Source organism: Sphingomonas sp. FW306-05-A, from assembly GCF_058782275.1.
Genome location: NZ_JBYSXN010000003.1, coordinates 115,855 through 137,029, shown reverse-complemented (window position 1 = coordinate 137,029; position 21,175 = coordinate 115,855). Strand labels below are relative to the sequence as shown.

20 protein-coding genes are annotated in these 21,175 nt (G+C 64.9%); 12 read left to right on the top strand and 8 right to left on the bottom strand.

The genetic code is table 11. The features are described from left to right. Positions 1–40 precede the first annotated feature (40 nt). The 3 genes from AC3WJR_RS16935 to AC3WJR_RS16925 are packed head-to-tail and all read left to right on the top strand — an operon-like array spanning position 41 to position 2,373. The gene (locus AC3WJR_RS16935; protein ID WP_492726406.1) at positions 41–238 is read left to right on the top strand and encodes a hypothetical protein; all 198 of its coding nucleotides are present in this window, start codon (positions 41–43) and stop codon (positions 236–238) included. Then, positions 235–1,263, top strand: coding sequence for an acyltransferase family protein (locus tag AC3WJR_RS16930; RefSeq protein WP_492726404.1), 1,029 nt, complete (start codon positions 235–237; stop codon positions 1,261–1,263). The genes AC3WJR_RS16935 and AC3WJR_RS16930 overlap by 4 nt, the downstream gene beginning before the upstream one ends. Before the next feature lie 45 nt (positions 1,264–1,308). Beyond that, on the top strand, positions 1,309–2,373 hold the full coding sequence (locus AC3WJR_RS16925; protein ID WP_354283151.1) for a ribonucleotide-diphosphate reductase subunit beta: 1,065 nt from the start codon (positions 1,309–1,311) through the stop codon (positions 2,371–2,373). Positions 2,374–2,669: 296 nt separating this feature from the next. On the opposite strand, the gene AC3WJR_RS16920 is transcribed toward AC3WJR_RS16925, so the two are convergent. Both AC3WJR_RS16920 and dxs read right to left on the bottom strand, forming a co-directional pair. Then, entirely contained in the window at positions 2,670–3,365 is a 696-nt protein-coding gene (locus tag AC3WJR_RS16920) for a DUF6629 family protein (protein ID WP_492726402.1), read from the bottom strand. Between the two features lie 192 nt (positions 3,366–3,557). Beyond that, positions 3,558–5,483 (bottom strand): 1-deoxy-D-xylulose-5-phosphate synthase, encoded by a 1,926-nt coding sequence (gene dxs / locus AC3WJR_RS16915; RefSeq protein ID WP_354283155.1) that lies wholly within the window; start codon positions 5,481–5,483, stop codon positions 3,558–3,560. 108 nt (positions 5,484–5,591) lie between these two features. Between dxs and AC3WJR_RS16910 the strand changes: the two genes are divergently transcribed. Continuing rightward, positions 5,592–6,131: a GNAT family N-acetyltransferase gene (locus AC3WJR_RS16910; RefSeq protein ID WP_492726401.1), complete on the top strand. Its 540-nt coding sequence runs from the start codon at positions 5,592–5,594 to the stop codon at positions 6,129–6,131. Between the two features lie 162 nt (positions 6,132–6,293). Here AC3WJR_RS16910 and AC3WJR_RS16905 read toward each other — a convergent pair whose 3' ends face one another. Both AC3WJR_RS16905 and AC3WJR_RS16900 read right to left on the bottom strand, forming a co-directional pair. Continuing rightward, complete coding sequence (locus AC3WJR_RS16905; protein WP_492726399.1) at positions 6,294–6,770, bottom strand: Fur family transcriptional regulator; 477 nt, start codon at positions 6,768–6,770, stop codon at positions 6,294–6,296. 65 nt (positions 6,771–6,835) lie between these two features. Next, the gene (locus AC3WJR_RS16900; protein WP_354283161.1) at positions 6,836–7,228 is read right to left on the bottom strand and encodes a MerC domain-containing protein; all 393 of its coding nucleotides are present in this window, start codon (positions 7,226–7,228) and stop codon (positions 6,836–6,838) included. A 119-nt stretch (positions 7,229–7,347) separates the two neighbouring features. Between AC3WJR_RS16900 and AC3WJR_RS16895 the strand changes: the two genes are divergently transcribed. From AC3WJR_RS16895 to AC3WJR_RS16880, 4 genes are all read left to right on the top strand, one after another. Beyond that, complete coding sequence (locus AC3WJR_RS16895; RefSeq protein WP_492726397.1) at positions 7,348–8,385, top strand: COX15/CtaA family protein; 1,038 nt, start codon at positions 7,348–7,350, stop codon at positions 8,383–8,385. 146 nt (positions 8,386–8,531) lie between these two features. Continuing rightward, positions 8,532–9,011: a 50S ribosomal protein L13 gene (gene rplM / locus AC3WJR_RS16890; RefSeq protein ID WP_010162051.1), complete on the top strand. Its 480-nt coding sequence runs from the start codon at positions 8,532–8,534 to the stop codon at positions 9,009–9,011. Beyond that, positions 9,011–9,574, top strand: coding sequence for a 30S ribosomal protein S9 (gene rpsI / locus AC3WJR_RS16885; protein ID WP_354283165.1), 564 nt, complete (start codon positions 9,011–9,013; stop codon positions 9,572–9,574). The genes rplM and rpsI overlap by 1 nt, the downstream gene beginning before the upstream one ends. A gap of 238 nt (positions 9,575–9,812) precedes the next feature. Next, entirely contained in the window at positions 9,813–11,087 is a 1,275-nt protein-coding gene (locus AC3WJR_RS16880) for a sensor histidine kinase (protein WP_492726395.1), read from the top strand. 130 nt (positions 11,088–11,217) lie between these two features. Here AC3WJR_RS16880 and AC3WJR_RS16875 read toward each other — a convergent pair whose 3' ends face one another. Together AC3WJR_RS16875 and AC3WJR_RS16870 are read right to left on the bottom strand one after the other, a co-directional pair. Further along, positions 11,218–11,982: a metallophosphoesterase family protein gene (locus AC3WJR_RS16875; RefSeq protein ID WP_492726393.1), complete on the bottom strand. Its 765-nt coding sequence runs from the start codon at positions 11,980–11,982 to the stop codon at positions 11,218–11,220. Further along, entirely contained in the window at positions 11,979–12,824 is an 846-nt protein-coding gene (locus AC3WJR_RS16870) for a diacylglycerol/lipid kinase family protein (protein WP_492726391.1), read from the bottom strand. Before AC3WJR_RS16870 ends, AC3WJR_RS16875 begins: the two co-directional genes overlap by 4 nt. Positions 12,825–12,929: 105 nt before the next feature. Between AC3WJR_RS16870 and AC3WJR_RS16865 the strand changes: the two genes are divergently transcribed. The 4 genes from AC3WJR_RS16865 (at position 12,930) to AC3WJR_RS16850 (ending at position 17,384) form a co-directional block, all read left to right on the top strand. Beyond that, a complete protein-coding gene (locus tag AC3WJR_RS16865) occupies positions 12,930–14,921 on the top strand; it encodes an OPT family oligopeptide transporter (RefSeq protein WP_492726389.1) in 1,992 nt (663 codons plus the stop codon). A gap of 205 nt (positions 14,922–15,126) precedes the next feature. Continuing rightward, complete coding sequence (locus AC3WJR_RS16860) at positions 15,127–16,584, top strand: alpha/beta fold hydrolase (protein WP_492726387.1); 1,458 nt, start codon at positions 15,127–15,129, stop codon at positions 16,582–16,584. 95 nt (positions 16,585–16,679) lie between these two features. Then, a complete protein-coding gene (locus tag AC3WJR_RS16855; protein ID WP_354283175.1) occupies positions 16,680–16,892 on the top strand; it encodes a hypothetical protein in 213 nt (70 codons plus the stop codon). 72 nt (positions 16,893–16,964) lie between these two features. Further along, positions 16,965–17,384 carry a VOC family protein gene (locus AC3WJR_RS16850; protein WP_492726386.1) on the top strand — a complete coding sequence of 140 codons (420 nt, stop codon included), beginning with the start codon at positions 16,965–16,967 and terminating at the stop codon, positions 17,382–17,384. A 45-nt stretch (positions 17,385–17,429) separates the two neighbouring features. Here the strand turns inward: AC3WJR_RS16850 and AC3WJR_RS16845 are convergent, their stop codons facing one another. Both AC3WJR_RS16845 and AC3WJR_RS16840 read right to left on the bottom strand, forming a co-directional pair. Next, the gene (locus AC3WJR_RS16845) at positions 17,430–18,710 is read right to left on the bottom strand and encodes a glycoside hydrolase family 130 protein (protein ID WP_354283177.1); all 1,281 of its coding nucleotides are present in this window, start codon (positions 18,708–18,710) and stop codon (positions 17,430–17,432) included. A 45-nt stretch (positions 18,711–18,755) separates the two neighbouring features. After that, the gene (locus AC3WJR_RS16840; protein WP_354283179.1) at positions 18,756–21,029 is read right to left on the bottom strand and encodes a glycosyltransferase family 4 protein; all 2,274 of its coding nucleotides are present in this window, start codon (positions 21,027–21,029) and stop codon (positions 18,756–18,758) included. Positions 21,030–21,175: the final 146 nt, after the last annotated feature.

Genomic DNA, 21,175 nt, shown 5'->3' with positions numbered 1-21,175 from the left:
AACGCACGCCCGCCCCAAACGATGCACGGAAGCCCCATCAATGACCAGTTCGATCGCGATCATGTTTGCGGTGGCGGCGCTGTTCACGCTGATCGGTGCCGGTCTGCTCCTCGCGCTGCTGCGTCCTGCGAGCGCGGGAAAGGTGTATGCGTTTCGCATGATCGGCATCATGGCGTTGTCGCTCGGCATCGTGCTGATCATGTCTGCCAGCGCGATGTGGCATTGGAGTGTCGCGTGACTGTTCTCGCGACCGACCCTGCCCGCAATACGACACACGCAGCTCCAGCAGAACGGCTGTCAGTGCTCGACGGATGGCGTGCAGTGAGTATCCTTCTGGTTCTGGCGGGGCATCTGCTACCGTTGGGTCCGTCACGCTGGGAAATGAACGAAGCCGTCGCTGCTATGGGAATGGTGATCTTCTTCACTCTTTCCGGCTTCCTGATCACCAGCTTCCTTTCACGCGGCGCGGATCTGCGCGTGTTCATCATTCGCCGCTTCTTTCGAATCGCGCCGCTGGCGTGGGTCGTAATGATTGTGCTGCTGATCATGAACCAGTCACCCGCAAAGGCTTGGGTCGCAAACCTATTGTTCTACGCAAACCTCCCGCCCTACTATCTTGTGCCGGGTGGCGGACATTTGTGGAGCTTGTGCGTCGAGGTACAATTTTATCTCGGGATCACGCTGTTCGTCATGATCGCGCGCCAGCGGGGTCTGATCCTGCTCCCGTTGATCGCGCTGGGAATCACTCTGCTGCGGATCGTCGATCATCAATATATCAACATTATCACCTGGTTTCGTATCGACGAGATCCTCGCAGGCGGCATCCTCGCGCTGGTCCATGGGGGATGGTACGGTAGCAAACCGCAGTCCGTGCTCGCGTCCATCAGCCCCTATTGGCTACTGCCGCTGGTACTGCTGTCGGCGCATCCAGCCGCCGGAATCCTCAACTACGCGCGACCGTATCTTGCGGCAGCGCTGGTGGGGGCAACATTGTTCAACGGGCCGGTCCGCCTTGGGCACCTGCTCGAATCCCGACCGGCGCGCTACATTGCCGAAATCTCTTACGCACTCTATATTTTCCATGGGGCGCTAAACGCTGGATGGCTTGGCTCCGGATCAAAAGTCGTAAAATATGCCAAGAGACCGCTTTTGCTGGCGGTGACATTCGCCTTGGCGCATGTTTCCACCTTCCGATTCGAACAGCCCTGCATCGCGTTGGCCAAGCGCCTTACGCGTGGCGCTGCCATCAAGGCCCCCGCCTAGTTTCTATCGCCAGTTTCTGATTCTTGTACTCAATGGAGTAACCCGATGTCCCTCACCGAAGCCCGCAAGCAGTACAAGCCGTTCGAATACCCCTGGGCGTTCGATTTCTGGAAGCGCCAGCAGCAGATCCACTGGATGCCCGAGGAAGTGCCGCTCGGCGAAGATTGCCGCGACTGGGCGCAGAAGCTCAGCGACCATGAGCGCAACCTGCTGACCCAGATCTTCCGCTTCTTCACCCAGGCGGACGTCGAGGTGCAGGATTGCTATCACGAGAAATACGGCCGCATCTTCAAGCCGACCGAAATCAAGATGATGCTCGCGGCGTTCAGCAACATGGAGACGGTGCACATCGCCGCCTACAGCCATCTGCTCGACACGATCGGCATGCCCGAGAGCGAGTATGGCGCCTTCCTCGAATACAGCGAGATGAAGGACAAGCACGATTACCTGCAGACGTTCGGCGTCGACAGCGACGAGGACATCGCCAAGACGCTCGCCATGTTCGGCGGCTTCACCGAGGGGCTACAGCTGTTCGCGTCGTTCGCGATGCTGATGAACTTCCCGCGCTTCAACAAGATGAAGGGCATGGGGCAGATCGTCACCTGGTCGATCCGCGACGAATCGCTGCATTGCGAGGGCATCATCAAGCTGTTCCACGCCTTCTGCGCGGAGCGGAACTGCCTGACCAAATCGGTCCGCGACGACATTGCCGACATGTGCCAGCACACCGTCCGGCTCGAGGACAATTTCATTGACCTCGCGTTCGAAATGGGCCCGGTCAACGGCATGACGCCCAAGGAAATCAAGAAGTACATCCGCTACATCGCCGACTGGCGGCTGGGGCAGCTCGGCATGAAGCCGATCTACATGATCGACGAACACCCGCTGCCGTGGCTCGCGCCGATGCTCAACGGCGTCGAGCACGCCAACTTCTTCGAACAGCGCGCGACGGAATATTCCAAGGCAGCGACGCGCGGCAACTGGAACGAAGTGTGGGACGGGTTCGACAAACGCCAGAAGGCGAAGATCGGGCCGTCGGGCATGGCGTTCGCGAACGAGGATTCGGACGCGGGGGACATGTTCTCGCGGGCTGGGGTTGCGGCGGAGTAAGTCGCGCCGGGCGCGGGATTAGCGCGAGCTAATCCCCGCCTCGAGGCGCGACCGGCCGGCGGCGCTCCAGCGCCGACCGACGGCGCGGGCTTTGCCCGTGCCCGGTCCAGTAAGTTCAAAGAATCGAGGATTACGCCAAAGTCGGAAGCGAGTGGCGCGGCCGTGTCGCTACAACCGGCTGCTGCCCGCGGGGTTGGCGGTTATCCTGACACGTGTCGGGGAAGCAAGATAAGTTGGTCTGCGGCAATCGACATGGTGTCGGTCCGCGGTGCCGCGGCGCCCCGAACGGTTCGCCCTCAGCGCAACCACGCCAAAACAAACGGCCGCCGCACCGCGCTCGTCCCGTTCGGCACCGCCACATCGATGTCCTGCCGGTGGAACTGCCGGTACAGCACCACGCTCAGCACCGCGGCATAGAAGCACCACACCGAGGCGAAGGCATAACCCTTCACCAGATGCACGATCGTCAACCCGACCACGTTGAGCACGCCATATCCCCGCACCACGCGGTGGGTCGACAGCAGCAGCGCGCCGCAGGTCGCGAGGATATACAGCAGCGACACCCACAGGCGGCTCGTCACCGGGTTGCTATAGGCGATCGAATGCTGGTCGATCACCGCGCAGGTCGGCGCGATCACCAGCCCCGCCATGTCCCACGCGAACACCACTGCGCCCACGCCGGTCAGCATGAGGATTCCGCGCCGCCGCCACCCCGGCGGCTCCATCAGCGCGATCGCGGTCGGCATCAGCAGCGGGAGGATGCCGATCGCGTAGAGCGAGAACAGGAATACGCTGTGATCGACCGCATAGCGCCCGAGCCGCCCCTCGAGCGACAGCCACACCAGCCCTTCCGAAAACTGGTGGAACGCGAACAGCAGCGGCACGCTCGCGAACAAAAGCGCGCGCGGTTCGCGGACGTGGCGCAGCGTGGCGACGCCGATCGTGGCGAGCACGGCGGCGGCGGTGAAGCTGGCGGTGGCGGAGAAGCACATGGTCGGTCCCTCGGGCGCGGAGCCGCCGGGGCCTGTGTGGGGGGATTTGGGTTGGGTGGGAAGGGCGGCCTAAAAAGCCCCTCCCCTTTAGGGGAGGGGTTGGGGTGGGGCTGTCCAGCAGAACCCCGCTCTCTGCGAGGCACTTCCCCACCCCCAACCCCTCCCCTGAAGGGGAGGGGCTTGAGCAAGAAGTTACGCCCGCGCGCCCTCGACGACGCCGCCCGAATTATGCCGCAGCGCCTTGAGCACCGTCTCGACGATCGCATCCGCATCGAGACCCGCCTCGGCATATTGCGCCTCGGGCTTGTCCTGGTCCTGGAACGTGTCGGGCAACCGCAGCGTGCGCAGCTTCAGCCCCGCGTCGATCAACCCGGTGTCGCTCGCAAAGGTCAGCACATGCGCGCCCAAGCCACCGACCGACGACTCCTCGATCGTCACCGCAACCTCGTGGCTTGTCAGCAGCTTGCGGATCAATTCCTCGTCGAGCGGCTTGGCGAAGCGCAGATCGGCGACCGTGGTCGACAACCCCTTGGCTTCCAGCGCGTCCGCTGCCTTCAAGGCCTCGCCGAGACGAGTCCCCAGGGCCATGATCGCAACCTTGTGCCCCTGCCGGACGATCCGCCCCTTGCCGATCTCGAGCCGCTCGGGAACCTCGGGCATCGCCACGCCGGTACCGTTGCCGCGCGGATAGCGCACCGCGATCGGCCCGCTGTCATGCAACGCCGCGGTGTGCGTCATGTGGACCAGCTCGGCTTCGTCCGACGGCGCCATCACCACCATGTTCGGAAGCGTCGCGAGATAGGTCACGTCGAACGACCCGGCATGCGTCGCGCCATCCGCGCCGACCAGCCCGGCGCGGTCGATCGCGAAGCGGACCGGCAGGTTCTGGATGCAGACGTCGTGGACGACCTGGTCGTACGCACGCTGGAGGAAGGTCGAATAGATCGCGCAGAACGGCCGCATCCCCTGCGCGGCGAGGCCCGCCGCGAAGGTGACGGCATGCTGCTCGGCGATGCCGACGTCGAAGAAGCGGTCGGGATAGGCCTTGGAGAAACCGTCGAGCCCGGTCCCCGACGGCATCGCCGCGGTGATCGCGCAGATCGTCGGGTCGCTCTCGGCTTCCTTGAGGAGCTGCGCGCCGAACACGTTCTGATACTGCGGCGGCCCGGGGGGGGCCTTGGTCTGGACGCCCGAGATCACGTCGAACTTCTGGACGCCGTGATATTTGTCCGCCGCGGCCTCGGCCGGGGCATAGCCCTTGCCCTTCTTGGTCACGACATGGACGAGGATCGGGCCCTCCTCCGCATCGCGGACATTCTCGAGCACCGGGATCAGCTGCTCGAGGTTATGCCCGTCGATCGGGCCGACATAATAAAAGCCGAGTTCCTCGAACAAAGTCCCGCCCATCGCAAGACCGCGCGCGAATTCGTCCGCCTTGCTCAGGCTGGAGGCGAACGGCCGCGGGAGCTTCTTGGCAAGCTTCTTGGCGAGTTCGCGGAAACCGAGGAACTCGCGGCTCGATACGATGCGCGAGAGATAGGCCGACAACCCGCCGACCGGCGGCGCAATCGACATGTCATTGTCGTTGAGGATCACGACCAGCCGGTTGCCCGCCTGTGCCGCATTGTTCATCGCTTCATACGCCATGCCCGCGGACATCGCGCCGTCGCCGATCACCGCGATCGCCTTGCCGGGCTTGTCCGCGATCTTGTTGGCGATCGCGAAGCCGAGCGACGCCGAGATCGAGGTCGAGCTGTGCGCCGCGCCGAACGGGTCGTACTCGCTCTCGGAGCGCTTGGTGAAGCCCGACAGGCCGCCACCCATGCGCAGCGTGCGAATCCGGTCGCGACGACCGGTGAGAATCTTGTGCGGATAGCATTGATGCCCGACGTCCCACACGAGGCGGTCGCGCGGCGTATCGAACACGTAATGGATCGCGACCGTCAGCTCGACCACGCCGAGCCCCGAACCGAGGTGCCCCCCGGTCACGCCGACGGCGGCAATCGTTTCCTGTCGAAGCTCGTCGGCAAGCGCGCGCAACTCGGTGGCAGGGAGGGCCCGCAGGTCTGCGGGGACAGTGACCGTATCGAGTAACGGTGTCTTAAGAGCGTCAACCATCAGGCCTGTTTAGCGCCGCTACTGCACTGTGTCGATTGCTCCAGATCGCTTCTGCGCGTTGTGCGAATTTTCTTGCGAGCGGGACAGCGCGGCCCGACACTTCGGGCGATGCCCGCCTTCACCCATCGCCTCGCCACCGAAACCGACATTCCTGCGATCGCGGCGCTGATGGACCGTGCGATCGCGGCACTGCAGGCGGGATACCTCAGCCCGGACGAAATCGCGGCGAGTCGCCTTAGCATGGGACTCGACACGCAACTGATTGCCGACCATACCTATTTCCTGATCGAACAGGCGGGCGTGCTGGCCGGCTGCGGCGGCTGGAGCTTTCGCGCGACGCTGTTCGGCGGGGATGCGAGCGCGGTCGCGCGTGATGTCCGCCTGCTCGATCCGGCACACGATGCCGCGCGAATCCGCGCGATGTACACCAACCCCGATTTCATCCGCCGCGGGGTCGGGCGACAGATGCTCGCGCTATGCGAGGACGCCGCGCGGTCTGCCGGGTTCACGCGGCTGGAGATGATGGCGACGCTTGCGGGCGAGCCACTGTACCGCGCGTGCGGTTATGAAGAGATCGAGCGGGTCGCGCGCATGGCACCAACCGGGCCGCCGGTGCCGGGAGTGCGGATGGGGAAGATGCTGGGGTAATTCCAGGTTTTCCCATTCTTTGCTTCCCCGGCGAAGGCCGGGGCCCAGTAGAGAAGGTAGTGGTTAGAAGGCGCAGCGCGAGACAATTCACGGCTCACTACTGGGCCCCGGCCTTCGCCGGGGAAGCAGTATCTGTACAGGTCGCGCGAAACTCGCCCGCCGCTAAGCCGCCTTAGCCAGCGCCACACACGCCGCACATTTGCCGCGAACCTCGATCACCGGACGTTCCGGCGCAAAACCCGCGGCCTCGGCCGCGCCGCGCACGCCCTTGGTCAGCCGGTCGTCGTCCAGATGGACGATCTGACCGCACCCGTCGCACACCAGGAAGATGCAATCGTGCAAACAATCGGGATGCGCGTTGGCGATATAAGCGTTCGAGCTCTCGACTCGCCGCGCAAGGTTGGCGGTCACGAACAGGTCGAGGATGCGATACACGCTGTTGGCCGCGACGCGCCGCCCCTCGCTTTTCGACACCGCCTCGGCAATGTCATAGGCGGAGGCCGGCTTGTCGAATCCGGCGAGCGCGCGGAAGATATTGGCGCGCATCACGGTCCATTGCTCGCCCGATCGCTCGAGCGTCGCCTGGGCGGCCAGCGCAAGATCGGCGTCCTGCGGTGCGTAATGTCGATGCGTTGCCATGGCGTAGAGATAGGCGTTGCCGGGGCCTGCTGCAACGATATGCCGCAACGTCGGCGAAGCGACCGTCAGGCGGCAGCGCGCCGGTTGAGGTCATGCCCGAGCGCGAGCGTGGCGACGCCGATCAGCGTCCACACCGTCTCCAGCCCGTTGACGTCATGCGGTAGCGAGATCGCCCCCGCCATCATGCCCAGCCCGGCCGATCCGACCACCGCGGGCATCATATAGCCGTGCGTGAAGATGCCACGTCCCAACGCGATTACGCCGAAACCGATCGCGATCGTCAGGCCGATCTCGTGGAACAGCGGATTGAGCAACAGCCCCCCGGCGGACGCCGCCAGCGCAAGGAAGATCGAACTCGCGATGCAATGCACGACGCACAGCCCCGACAGGCCGATCGCCATATTGTCGAACCGCTGTTCGATCCACCGATAGGCAGGAGAGGAAACGAGCGCCGTCATGCTGAGCGGCATGTGGCATGGCGCACGCCAAGTTACAACATATCATGCCTATCTTTTTTGCAGGCCTGCCGCACCATTCAACAATCGACGCGCGCCCGGCCGAGGCGTAAGGCTTTACGATGCTTCAGGCCTCCTCGCTTCCCGCTCGCGTCCGGCCCGCCACGCTGTCGATCTGGCTGTTCGTGGCGGTCGCGCTCGTCGTCGCAATGGTGATCATCGGCGGGATCACCCGTCTGACCGAATCGGGACTGTCGATCACCCAGTGGAAACCGCTCACCGGGATCATCCCGCCGCTCAATGCGGTGCAGTGGCAGGCCGAGTTCGACAATTACAAACGCATCCCGGAATATCAGCAGCTCAACCGCGGGATGACGCTGGCCGGGTTCCAGGCGATCTTCTTCTGGGAATATGTCCACCGCCTGCTCGGGCGCGTGGTCGGCATGGTGTACCTGCTGCCGTTCCTCTATTTCTGGGCGCGCGGACGCTTGCCGCGCGGTTATGTGCCGCGGCTCGGCGCGCTGGTCGCGCTGATCGTGCTGCAGGGCGCGATCGGCTGGTGGATGGTGTCTTCGGGGCTGACCAAGCGCACCGACGTCAGCCATATCCGGCTCGCGATCCATCTCGTCACCGCGCTGACGCTGCTCGCGGGAACGGTGTGGACCGCGCTCGACCTGCGTGATCTCGCCGCGACTCGCCTTGCCCGTCCCGCCCGGCTGCGCGCCTTCGCCGCGGCGGCGCTGGTGCTGTTGTTCACGCAGATCCTGTTCGGCGCGTTCACCGCGGGACTCGACGCGGGTTATGCCTTTTCCAGCTGGCCGTTGATGGGGGACGAGATCTTCCCCGCCGCGACGCCGATGACGGATCCGATGTGGCGCAACGCGATCGACAATCCGATCGTCGTCCAGTTCATCCACCGCTGGCTCGCCTTCGTCGCGGCGGCGGGGATCGTTGCGCTCGGCTGGCGCGCGATCCGGGCGGGCGCACCGCGAATCGGCGGAATCGCGATCGCGCTGGTCGCGGGACAGATCCTGCTCGGGATCGCCACGCTGCTCACCGGCGTCGAGATCGTCGTCGCCGTCGCGCATCAGGCAAATGCCGCCCTGCTGCTGATCGCAGCGATCGCCGCGGCGCATGCGGTCGGGCGCCGAACGATCTGACGTAGGATTGCGGGCGGTATCTCGATACCTGTCGGGAAACCCGCCGAAACCTTGACTTTCAGGCCCGCGCACAGCAATAGCCGCTCCAACGATGCCGTCCCCCGGGGCGGCATCCGTCATTTTAGCTATGTAAGGTCACAAGCCCCATGAAGGCGCTGATGAAGACCACCAAGCCGGCATTGCCGTATGAGGTGGAGAAGAAATGGATCATCGTCGATGCCGATGGTCTGGTCGTTGGCCGCATGGCCTCGATCATCGCGAACATCCTGCGCGGCAAGCACAAGCCGAGCTTCACGCCCCACGTCGATTGCGGTGACAATGTCATCATCATCAACGCGGACAAGGTGCGGTTCACGGGCAACAAGCTCAAGGACAAGGTCTATTACAAGCACACCGGTTATGCCGGCGGCATCAAGGGAATCACCGCGGGCAAGGTGCTCGAAGGGCGTTTCCCCGAGCGCGTGATCGAAAAGGCCATCGAGCGGATGATTCCGCGCGGCCCGCTCGGCCGTCAGCAGATGCGCAACCTGCGCGTCTTCGCCGGCACGGAGCATCCGCATGAGGCGCAGAACCCCGAGGTTCTCGACATCGCCAGCATGAACCGCAAGAACAAGGTGGGCGCATAATGTCCGACAACCGCCAGTCGCTGGCTGATCTCGCCGCTCTGACCAACACCCCCGCGCCTGCTGCCGCTCCGGCTGCAGCAACCCAGTCCGACGCGCAGGCCGAGGATTACATGGCCGGCAAGATCGAGGAGCCCGCTGCTCCGACGATGCCGCTGCGTGAGCAGATCCTCGACCAGTACGGCCGCGCTTATGCGACCGGTCGTCGTAAGGACGCGGTTGCACGCGTCTGGATCAAGCCCGGCTCGGGCAAGATCACGATCAACGGTCGTGACCAGGAAGTGTATTTCGCGCGTCCGACGCTGCGTCTCGTCATCAACCAGGTGTTCGGCGTGACCGAGCGCGAAGGTGCGTATGACGTCGTCTGCACCGTCAAGGGCGGTGGCCTTTCGGGTCAGGCCGGCGCAGTCAAGCATGGCATCAGCCAGGCACTGACCAAGTTCGAGCCGATCCTGCGTGCGCCCGTCAAGGCAGCAGGCTTCCTGACGCGCGACAGCCGTACCGTCGAGCGTAAGAAGTACGGCCGTGCGAAGGCACGTCGTAGCTTCCAGTTCTCGAAGCGCTAAGCTTCCAGATCTTCGGTGCTTACGAAAGGGCGGTCCGGCAACGGGCCGCCTTTTTGGCGTTTGGCGGGAACGCGCGTACACCGTCATTCCTATTGATGACCGATGATGCTTGAAGCGCTCCGCTGCCGGGTGGAAAGCCGGACCGAACCTCAAGGCGCACGAACGACACGCCGACCGTTCGTTTCGAGCGGTCGGGAAGAGTGCCCCTTCCTTTCCTTCCACCACAGGACCCAGCCCAGTGACCGACGACCCCACCCCGAACGCCACGACGCAGACCGCCCTGATGGACGGGCCCTCCGACGACGTCGTCGAGGTGGCCGAGGGCACGTCGAACGAACCGACCTCCTTCACCGAGGCGATCGAGCAGGTCGGGGCGGGGTCGTTGCTCGGCTATCGGCTCCAACAGCAGGCGATCTTGTCGGACTTCGGGCTGTTCGCGCTCCAGTGCCGCGACAATGACGCATTGCTAACCAGGGCCGCCGAGATGGCGGCGGACGGAATGCGCACCGGCCTGTGCAAGGTGCTGGAGTATCGGCCGGAGCAGGACGACCTGCTGTTCCGCGCGGGCGTTGGGTGGAAAACCGGGGTGATCGGCAACGCCAGTCTGGCGGCGGACGAGAATTCCCCCGCAGGGTTCGCCTTCCGCAACGGCACCCCGGTCATCTCCAACCATCTCGAAGGCGAGGACCGCTTCCGTACCCCGCAGATCATGGTCGAACACGGCGTCCGGCGCGCGATCAACGTGGTGATCTCGACGACCGCGGGCGCATGGGGCGTGTTCGAGGTCGACAGCCCGAGCGCTGGCCAGTTCGAGGCGGCGGACATCGCGTTCCTGCAGGGGTTCGCCAATCTGCTCGGCGTCGCGATGGAGCGACAGGAGAATGAACGACGCCTGGCGGAGGCGCTCGATTACCAGAAGGTGCTCGTCCAGGAGGCGAGCCACCGCGTCAAGAACAGCCTGACGATGCTGTCGAGCATCCTCCACCTGCAATCGCGCAGCAACCCGCTGCCGGAAGTGTCGAGCGCGCTCAACGAGGCATCGGGCCACGTCATCGCGATCGCGCGAACGCATGACCAATTGTGGCGACAGGGCACCGGTCGGGTCGATGTGCGCGCGTTGCTCGAGGATCTCTGTGCAAGCCTGGCGGGGCAATTGCCAAGCCTGACGCTCGATTGCGCGTCGGATGCGATCTCGATCGATGCCGATCAGGCGGTTGCGGTCGGGCTGCTCATCACCGAACTCGTCACCAACGCGGCCAAGCATGCTTATGGCGAGGATGGCGGCAAGGTTTCGGTCTCGGCGACGGTGAAGGACGAGTCGGTGTGCCTGACGGTGCGCGACTACGGCGCAGGGCTGCCGGCGACGTTCGACGTTCGCGCGGGGTCATCGACCAGCCTCGGCCTGCAACTGATCCGCACGCTGGCCCGCAGTCTCCATGGCAGCGTCGATGCCAAGTCGGACGGTGGCGCGCATTTCATCGTCACCTTCCCGGCGGAAGTGCGCAAAGCGTAACCCACACTGTCACCGCTTCCCCGGCGAAGGCCGGGGCCCAGGAGAGGGACAGAAGATTGCGGGCGAATGCGCTCAATTACCTCCGCCATCGCACCTGGGCCCCGGCCTTCGCCGGGGAAGCGAGAGAGCGTTAGGCCCGCTCGCGCGTCAGCACCGCGTCCGGCTGCGACAACATCGTCCGGCACACCACGTCGAACCGCCCGTCCGCGATCCGAATCTCGTTGAACGACGGCGGGGTCGTCCGCGTGCGTTCGGAGAGGGTGCCCGCGCCGATCGTCCGGATCACGCGTCCCTCCACATCCTGCGCGATGTCGAACGGATCATGGACATGTCCGGTCAGCACCGCATCCGCGCCCGCTGCGGCAAGCGTCGCCAGCGCCTCCGGCCCGCGCCGGGTTTGCGCTGACGCATGCGTCCCCGCCTCAACCAGCGGATGGTGCGCGGCGATGAAGATCAGCCGGTTCTCGGGCACCGCCGCGATCAGGTCGAGCGTCCGCCGCAAAGCCCCACGGCTGACATAGCCCTTCGACCAGTTGAGCCGCCACTGCGCGCGTGCGGTGGTCACCAGCGGCACGATCGCCACGCCCGGCAGATCGAGCGGACGCTCGACCAGCTTCTCGACCTTCCCCATCCGCCGATACGGGCGGAAGAACCGGTCGAACAGATTGAAATACGGCAAGTCGTGATTGCCGACCTCGACCGTCACCGGGACGGGCAACCGCTGCAACCACGCCAGCCCCGCGTCGAATTCGCTTCGCCGCGCGCGCATCGTCAGGTCGCCCGTCATGATCACCGCATCGGGCCGCTCGGCGTTGACCAGCGCGTCGAACCACGACACCGCCGCGCTATCCTCGCGCCCGAAATGGACGTCGCTCACATGAAATAGACGGATCATCGCGAAAGGCCCCCCTGGCGATCGAGCGTGGTGAGAAACAGGTCGCGGGTCCGGCTCAAGCCGACCTCGCTGCCGGGATCGAGCATGACCGGCTCCCCGTCGAACAAAGCGAGCGCGGGCTTGTGCCCGCCCGTGCGGAAGCTAGTGGCATGGCATTGCGTCACTTCGGATGCGGCAACCCAGTCGCCGGTCAGCCATTCCCAGCCAAGCGCCGTGATCCCTCGGAAATCGCGCGCATCGATCGCTGCGATGTCGAGCTGGTCGTCCTCGGCGCGCACCAGCACCGCCTGCGCGCCCTGCTTGAGCCCCGGCACACCGACCAGCCGTATCCCCTTGCCGAACGTCCTGCCCCACGCGTGTTTGAGCGCGCGCAGCAGGCCACGAAGGCTTCCGCTGCGAACGATCTCGCGCGCGCGCACCCACGTCGCCGCCGGCCCGAGGATCAACCCGACGAACGCACGATGCTCGCCCACGCGGATGAACGGCAGCGCGGTCCTGCGCGCCCGGTCGTGCGCGGCGTGGATGATTCTGGCGGGATCGGTCTCGCCGTGGAGCAGCTTGGCGAGCAGGTTCATCGTCCCCCCCGGCAGGATCAGGATCGCGCCCTTCCACTCGAGCAGGGCGGTGACCGCCGCATTGATCGTCCCGTCGCCCGCGAACAGCACCACCGTATCGACCCCGGCAGCATCAAGCGCCCTGGGCGTCGGCAGCGACTGGTTTGGAAACGCCGTCCGCCCCGCCAGATGCAGCCCGCGCTCGCTGCAGATCGCTTCGAGCGCCTCCGCCTTGGCAGGCGTCGCGGTCCCCGATTTGGGGTTGGTAATGAACCACAGTGTCTTCATGCCCCCGCCAACGCGCAACCGCGCGAAAAGTCACGTCGATCCGTATCCGACATGAAATCCCAGAAAACCCTGTCCGGCCCTGCTCGCTTTGTGCAACGATACCGCATGGACGATGCCCGCCTTCCCGTGCCGACCGCGGCACCGCTGACCGAACTCACGCTGCGCGGGATCCTGCTCGGCGGGCTCATCACGCTGCTGTTCACCGCCGCCAACGTCTATCTCGGGCTCAAGGTCGGGCTGACCTTCGCAACGTCGATCCCGGCGGCGGTCATCTCGATGGCGGTGCTGAGCGGCTTCAAGAACGCGTCGATCCTCGAGAACAACATCGTCCAGACGATCGCAAGCGCGGCGGGGACGCTCGCCGCGATCATCTTCGTGCTGCCCGGGCTGATCATGATCGGCTGGTGGCAGGGCTTCCCGTTCGTGACGACCGCGGCGATCACGATGACCGGGGGCATCCTCGGCGTGATGTTCTCGGTGCCGTTACGCCGTGCGCTCGTCGTCGATACCGACCTGCCGTACCCTGAAGGCCGCGCCGCCGCCGAAGTGCTGCAAGTCGGCTCTGGCGTACGCGGGGATGGCGATGCCGCCGGTGCCGCTGAAAGCGCGACGGGGCTCCGCATCATCATCGTCAATGCGCTCGCCGCAGCCGGATTTGCGCTGCTGACGCAAATGAAGCTCGCACTTGCCGAAGCCTCGGTGTGGTTCCGTGCGGGGGCTGGCGCGACGGGCATTTCGGGCGGGCTGTCCTTCGCGCTGCTCGGGGTCGGGCATCTCGTCGGCATCTCGGTCGGCATGGCGCAAGGGCTCGGGATGGTGATCGGCTGGTGGATCCTGCTGCCCTATCTCACCGCGATCCATCCGGTCGCGGGCGACGCGGAGACCTGGGCGAACACCGTCTTCCGTTCGGACGTCCGCTTCTTCGGCGCGGGGGTGATCGGCGTGGCGGCGGTGTGGACGCTGATCAGCATCGCGCGGCCCGTCGTCGGCGGGATCCGCTCGGCGCTCGCCGCATCGCGTGCGCGCGGTGCGGGCGAGACGCTCGCGCTCGAGGAGCGTGATCTCCCGATCGGGATCGTGTTCGGCGGCTCGGTCGCGCTGCTCGCGCCGATCGCGTGGCTGTTGTGGAGCGTGATCGCAGGCGGGCCGCTCGCGCCCGCGGCGTTCGCGTTGATCGGCGGCGCGCTCGTGTTCATCCTCGTGATCGGGCTGATGATCGCGGCGGTGTGCGGCTATATGGCGGGCCTGATCGGCGCATCCAATTCGCCGGTGTCGGGGATTGGCATCCTCGCGGTCATCGCCTCCTCGCTGATGCTGGTCGGGCTGTTCGGGCGCGGCACCCCGCCCGAGACGACGCAGGCGCTGATCGCTTATGCGCTGATCGTCACCGGGATCGTGTTCGGCGTCGCGACGATCTCGAACGACAATCTGCAGGATCTCAAGACCGGGCAGCTGGTCGGCGCGACGCCGTGGAAGCAGCAGGTCGCGTTGATCATCGGCGTGGTGTTCGGGTCGTTGGTGGTGCCGCCGGTGCTCAACGTGCTCAACAGCGCGTTCGGGTTCGTCGGCGCGCCGGGGGCCGGGCCGAACGCTCTCGCCGCCCCGCAAGCAGGGCTAATCTCGACGCTCGCGCAGGGCGTGCTCGGCGGCAACCTCAACTGGACGATGCTCAACTGGGGGATCGCCGCCGGGGTGGTCGCGATCGTGGTCGACATGCTGCTCGGGCGCGCGAAGCTGTTGCGCCTGCCGCCGCTCGCGATCGGGATCGGCATCTATCTGCCGATGAGCGTGATCCTGCCGACGGTGATCGGCGCCGTGGTCGGCTGGTGCTACGATCGCTGGGCCGACCGCACCGCCAACCCCGAACGCGCGCGCCGCTTCGGCGTGCTGACTGCGACCGGGCTGATCGTCGGCGAGAGCCTGTTCGGAGTGTTGTTCGCGTTCGTGGTCGCGGGGTCGGGGACGGATGCACCGCTGGCGGTGGTGGGTGCCGGGTTCGCGACGCCCGCATTGATCGGGGGGACGGTGCTGTTCGCGGCGATGGTTGCGCTGCTGTACCGGGCGACGATGCGGCGGGTGGTTGCACAGGGGGTGTGACGGTTCCTGCTACCAGACCCTTCACGGTCCCTGAAGTCCGGCCGCAAGTGTCGCTTGGCATCGTCATCCCGTAAGAGCGGACACCATCTGGACGCCCGACGATCCAGATGGCAGCATGTCGAAATCAGGGAGAATACTAAAGGGGGCCATCGTGGGACATCTCGGGCGACTTGCCGTACTCCCGTTGTTACTTGCGACGGCACCCGTGCTCGCGAAACCTGCCCGGGTTTTGAGCGCGGATAGCTGGATCGTCTATGGCGCACCTGTCTCGATGCAGCGCGACGAGGCCGTGCCGGGGGCGGGCAGCGTGACCGTCGCCCCGCTGGCCAAGCCCGCCGAGCCATGGACCAGCGGCGCGGTCGCCATCATCACCGACGCCATTCCGGCGCGCGGCAGCGTAACCGCCATATTCTGGGCGAGGGCAGCGGCCCCCGTCGATGTGGCCGTAACCATGCAGGATCGTACCGCACGCTATACGCCCTTTCTTCAGGACAAGGTCCACCTGACGCCCCGATGGCAGCGTTTCGTGCGGACGGGGATGAGCACGGCCGCGCTGGCGGCGGGAACGCAGGCGCTGACGGTTCAGCTGGGCCAGTCGGCGGTAGCGGTCTCGCTTGGTCCGGTCGCGCTGAGCGACGGCCCGGCCAAGGCTTCGCATGCTGACACGATCTTCGCAGACTTCCACCCGGACCATGTAGCGGAAACGGTCAGCATCGCGTCTGCGCCTGGCGTGGTGCTCGCGGGCACGCTCAGGACGCCCGTCGGGCATGGCAAGGGCCCGTTTCCGCTCGCCATCTGCGTTCAGGGGAGCGGTCGCAATGGTCGGGGCGGCTTTCCGCTGGTCATGGACCGGCTGCTCGCCGACGGCATCGCGACGCTCGAATATGACAAGCGCGGCATCGGCGCGTCGACGGGTACATATGAGGAAGATATTGAGAAACTGGCGGGCGATACGCGGGCGGCGGTCAGCGCGATGCGCCGGCGCAGCGATATCGACGGCGCACGAATCGCCATCGTCGGCCACAGCCAGGGCGGTGCGATCGCGCCCATGGTGGCCGCGCAGGATAACCGCATCGCCGCGATCGTGTCCTTTGCCGGGCCGGTGGGTGACGGACCGCAACTGTTCACCCGATCGATGCACGACCAGTTGATCGCGGCGGGCCGAAAGGAAGAGACGGTGGCACCGCTTGTCGCGGCAAGCCTGCGTCTTCTCGAAGCGCGGCAGGCCAAGGCGGACGCTGCTACGCTCGCGCCGCTGCGCGTGGCGGTGCGACAGGGTCTGGTTGCGACCGGCTTTACGGCGGAACAGGCGGAGGGTGCGCTGACGTCGCTCGATACGGTCGAGGTCTCCCAGGTCCTCGATATGCATATCGCGTCCGATATACGCTCGCTTCACATCCCGGTATTATCGCTGTTCGCCGCGCTGGACCCGCTCGTCCCCCCGACCGGCAATGCCGCGGCCGCGCGTCTTGCGCTCGCCGACAATCCGCGCGGGAAGGTGATGATCTTCGAGGGCCAGAGCCACTGGTTCAAGGATGGCGCAAAGACCGGGACCCAAGCCGAGAATGAGACCCTCGGCCCCAATCTGGGCTCTCCCCGCGTCATCGCGACGACCGGCGATTTCCTCAGGGCAGCGCTCAACACAAAACCACGGGAGCGGTGAAATCGCCAGTATTTCCGCTCGGGCATCGTGTCGATCAGCTTGCGCATTTCTCGGCGCGAAGTCACCGTGTGCCACACATAACGACAAGGTTGGACATGCTCGATCCCGATATGCGCCTGCAAGCTGCTGCTGCTGGAGACACAGCCGTCGCCTTTGCCCTGTTTGAGCACATCGCTGCGAAAGACCCCGACGCCGTCGCCAAGAAGAGTGATGCTATTGCGGTCTTTCGCGAATGCATGGAGGCCGTCTCCTGCCGACAGGAAACGTTCTCGCATGAACCGCGACCGATCCGTCTGGGCGCTGATTGACTGATCCTGCCATAGCAAACGGCAGCTATCTTTCGAACCGACCGTTCAACCAGCGTCCTCTTGCGGACATAGTTGATCGACGGCATCCTCGCGGTGAAACGGGGGAGGCGTAAATTGACAGAGATGCCTGCAGTAGGCGCATTCGCGATCATCCCGAGTAACGACCTTATGGCCGCAATACCTTTTTGGGAGCGGTTAGGGTTTGAACGTGCTGGCGGCACCGAAGATTATATAATCATGTCGGGTTGGAGTTGCGAATTGCATCTGACCCAGGCGGGCCAGGGGGAATGGCGGGTTCCCGAAGCCCACAATCCTTTCGGCGTCTTCATTCGAACGCCCCACGTTGCGGCGATAGCAGCGCGGGTGGACGATCTGGTCATCCGGCCCGGCGGTCTCCTCCGGCATCGCGAATGGGGACTCTACGAAGTCGGTATTGCAGGCCCGGATGGCTTGCTCGTGCGAGTGGGATGGCCATCAGCCTTGATGGCGTGACCGTCCGCTCTCGACAATGATCACACCGGCGCCCGGACGAAACCCTTACGCCATCGCCTCAAGCAACGACCCGATCGGGATGAACGCAAACGCCACCGAGCTGTCCGCCACGCCATACGGCACGAACAGCGTATCCCCATGCCGGATCGCACCGCACGTATAGACCACGTTGGGGACATACCCCTCGCGGTCCTGGTTCGCCGCCGCCAGGATCGGCTCGCGCGTGCGCCCGATCACCTTGGACGGATCGACCTTGTCCAACAGCACCGCGCCGATCGCGTATTTGCGCATCGCCCCCACGCCGTGCGTCAGCAGCAACCAGCCCTCGTCGAGCTCGATCGGCGGGCCGCAATTGCCGATCTGCACAAGCTCCCACGGGAACGCAGGGGTCAGTAGCTTCTGCCCCTCGTCCCAATGCGTCAGTGTGTCGGACTTGAGCAGGAACAGGTTCTCGCCGTCCTGTCGGCCGATCATCAGATACTTGCCGCCGACCTTGCGCGGGAATAGCGCCATGCCCTTGTTGCGCGCGGCCGGGCCGGTCATCGGCACCAGGTCGAACGCGCGGAAGTCACGGGTGCGCATCAGTTCGGATTGGATCACCGAGCCGTTATAGGCGGTGTAGGTGCCGAGCCATTCGACCGTGCCGTCGTCATGCGTAAAGTGGACGAGGCGGAGGTCCTCGAGCCCCTTCGACTGCGCCGCGGTGATCGGGAAGATCACCGTGCCCGACAGCGTGGAGTCGCGATGGCGGAACACCGTGATCGGGCCTTCGGGGAGCGTTTCCTCGTCGATCCCGACCGCATCGGTCGCGGTCGCGAACGGCGGCTCGGGTGCGAGCTTCAGCTGATTGCCGTCGGTGATGATGCCTTCGCGGAACGCGACCGAGGAGATGTGCCCCTCGCCCACGGCGCGCAGCGACATCAGGATGCGCTGCGATCCCGCAGGCATCCCCGACTGGTCGAAATGCGGCACCGCGCTGGGGTTCATCAGCGCGGCGGCGGCATAACTGTATTCGTGGCAGAAATAGGCGCCGATCAGCTGGCGCTTCTCATCGCCGATCTCGCTGCCGTCGATCCCGAGCATATCCTCGATCTCGTCGTAGCGCGTCATGAACACCCGGCGCGTCTGCCAGTGCCGCGCCTCGAAGTCCTTGAGCACCAGCTCGAGCTCGGCGCGGGTCTGGGCCGCGTCGAGCGACATGACCGCCGCTACGATCCGCTCCGTCCGGCTTCCACCGTTGCGCGACCACGCAAGGTGGAATGGCCGGACGACCACTCGCGATGGATCTGCGTGCAACCGCAGGGCATGCTGGAAGAGCTCAATCACACGTAATAGCCTCGTTCAACGCCTTCGGCGGCGTCGCGAGCGAGGCTACGCGACGGCGCTATGGGGTCCTGCCACGCTTTCCGTACGCTTTGCCAGCCCCGAAATCGTGCAATTCGCCATTTGTAGCGCCAAGATCGACTCTGCCCCCTGATTTCGGTTCAATCCGGTCGGCATCAATCCGTCGAAACATCCGCCATCCTGTGACGTCGCCAGCGGCAAGTCGAGATCGTTGCCACCAAGATACCAGCGATACGCCTTCCCGGCTTCTTCTACCCAGCGCAGATCGTCCGATGCGAGATACGCTGCGTGACAGGCGTCGATCGTCGCCTGTGCTTCGAGCGGCTGCTGGTCGAACTGGAGCGGTTCGGCATAGACGCGACCGAAGCTCTCGCTGCCGACCGCACGGAAGCGGCCCTCGGGCGAGGTCTGCTTGCCGACGATCCAGTCGAGCGTGGTCAGGCCACACTTGACGAACTCGGGCCGACCGAGCGCGATCCCGGCGCGGATCAACGCCTCCGGCAAACGCGCATTGTCATAAGCGAGGACGATCTCGAACCATTCCCACTCGGGCCGCCGCGCGACTTCGAGCAGCGCGCAAAGCTCGTCGCCATAACGCGCAAGGATCTGCCTGGACAAAGCATGGCCCGGATGCGCGTCGAGCATCGCCGCCGCCCCGAGCATCGCAAAGCCATGAGCGCGCGGGGAGCCAAGCTCCATCGTGATCGACGCGGTCATGTCGAACATGCGGACTGCCCAGTCGCGATGCTTGGACGACTGCGCATCGCGTGCAGTGACACCAAGCGACCACAAGGCGCGACCGTTCGAATCCTCCGACCCCGTGTCCTCGCACCACGTCCGGTCGAAGTTCATGAAATTGCGGAAGCGCCGAAGGTCGGGGTTCCAGGCATATTGGACGAACGATGCGTAGATCGTCATCCACTTGTCGCGCTGGACTTCGTCCATCTCGGGCATGTGGCTGACGAGCATCAGCGCGCGCGCATTGTCATCGATGCAATAGCCATGGCGACGATCGGGCACCGAATAGATCGAATGCTGGAGCATGCCGGTCGAATCGCTCATCCTCTCGACCGCCGCGAAATCCGGGGTCAACGGCGTGTAGGACATGCTGGACCCATGTAACCGACGTGGCTTCGCGGCAACCATCGCCGAGATCTCGCGCATCGCGACTTCGGCGAGACGCGGCCAGATCATCGTGCGACCGCGCGCATAAGCGCGCTCCTGCAATTCGGTGCGGGCCCGATCGTTGCCGAGCAGCGCAATGATCTCGCGCGCAAACGCATCGGAATCACTGAAGTCGACAATAACACCATGCCCGTCGGCGAGGATTTCGGTCGCATGGACATAAGGCGTCGAGACGACCGCCTTGCCGACCCCGACCGCGTAGCTGAGCGTACCCGACGTGATCTGCGCCGGATTCAGATACGGCGTCGCGTAGATGTCGGCCGCCTGCAGATAATCGATCAGTTCGTCATGCTCGAGGAAGGCGTCGATGAACTGGATGTTGTCCGACACGCCAAGCTTCTCGGCGAGCGCCTTCAGGCCGTCGCGGTACTTCTCGCCCTCATAGGCGACGAGGTTCGGATGGGTCGCGCCCAGCACCGTGTACAGCGTCTCGGGATGCGCCGCGACGATCTTAGGCAGTGCCTCGATCATCACTTCGATGCCCTTGCCCGGCGCGAGCAGCCCGAAGGTCAGCACGACCTTGCGGCCTTCCCAGCCAAAGCGCGGCTTGAGCGAATCGGGCTGGACGAAATCGCGATCCGGCACGCCGTGCGGGATCATCACGATCGACCGGCCACTGGCACCATAAACGCGCTCGAGGATCTCGCGGCCACGTTCCGCCATCACGACGACGCGCGAGCAACGCTGCAGCAACCCTTCCATGACCCGGCGCTGATCCGCGTCGGGCTTCTCGAGAATCGTATGCAAGGTGACGATGACCGGCAGCGAAACGCGGTCGAGCAGCGCGAGGATATGCTCGCCGGCGACGCCGCCGAAGATGCCATATTCATGCTGCAGCCAGATCGCCTGCGCCCCGCTCGCCTCGATCGCACGCGCCGCATCGAGATACGCGCCACGGTCCTGGTCGGGAATGCTGCGCGTCACTTCGGGCGGATATTCGTACCGACCGGGATGATCGTCCATCGCGTAGATATCGATGTCGAGGTCGGGAAACCGACCCTTCAATGCGGTGAACGTGTCCGTCGTATATGTTGCAAGGCCGCATTTCCGAGGCAGGAAATTGCCGATCAGTGCAAGGTGATCGATCGGGGTCACGACATCTGCCAAGTGCACCATGTTCGTAATCCTAAGAGTGAAAGAGGGAATTTCCCTCAGCTGTCACGAAACGAACGGCCAAGTTAATAAATGGTTGCAGAAATGTTGCGTCGCAACAAAAGATTCGCGCCCGCCCTGTGGAATCTTGCGGTGAGCTGAACGCGATG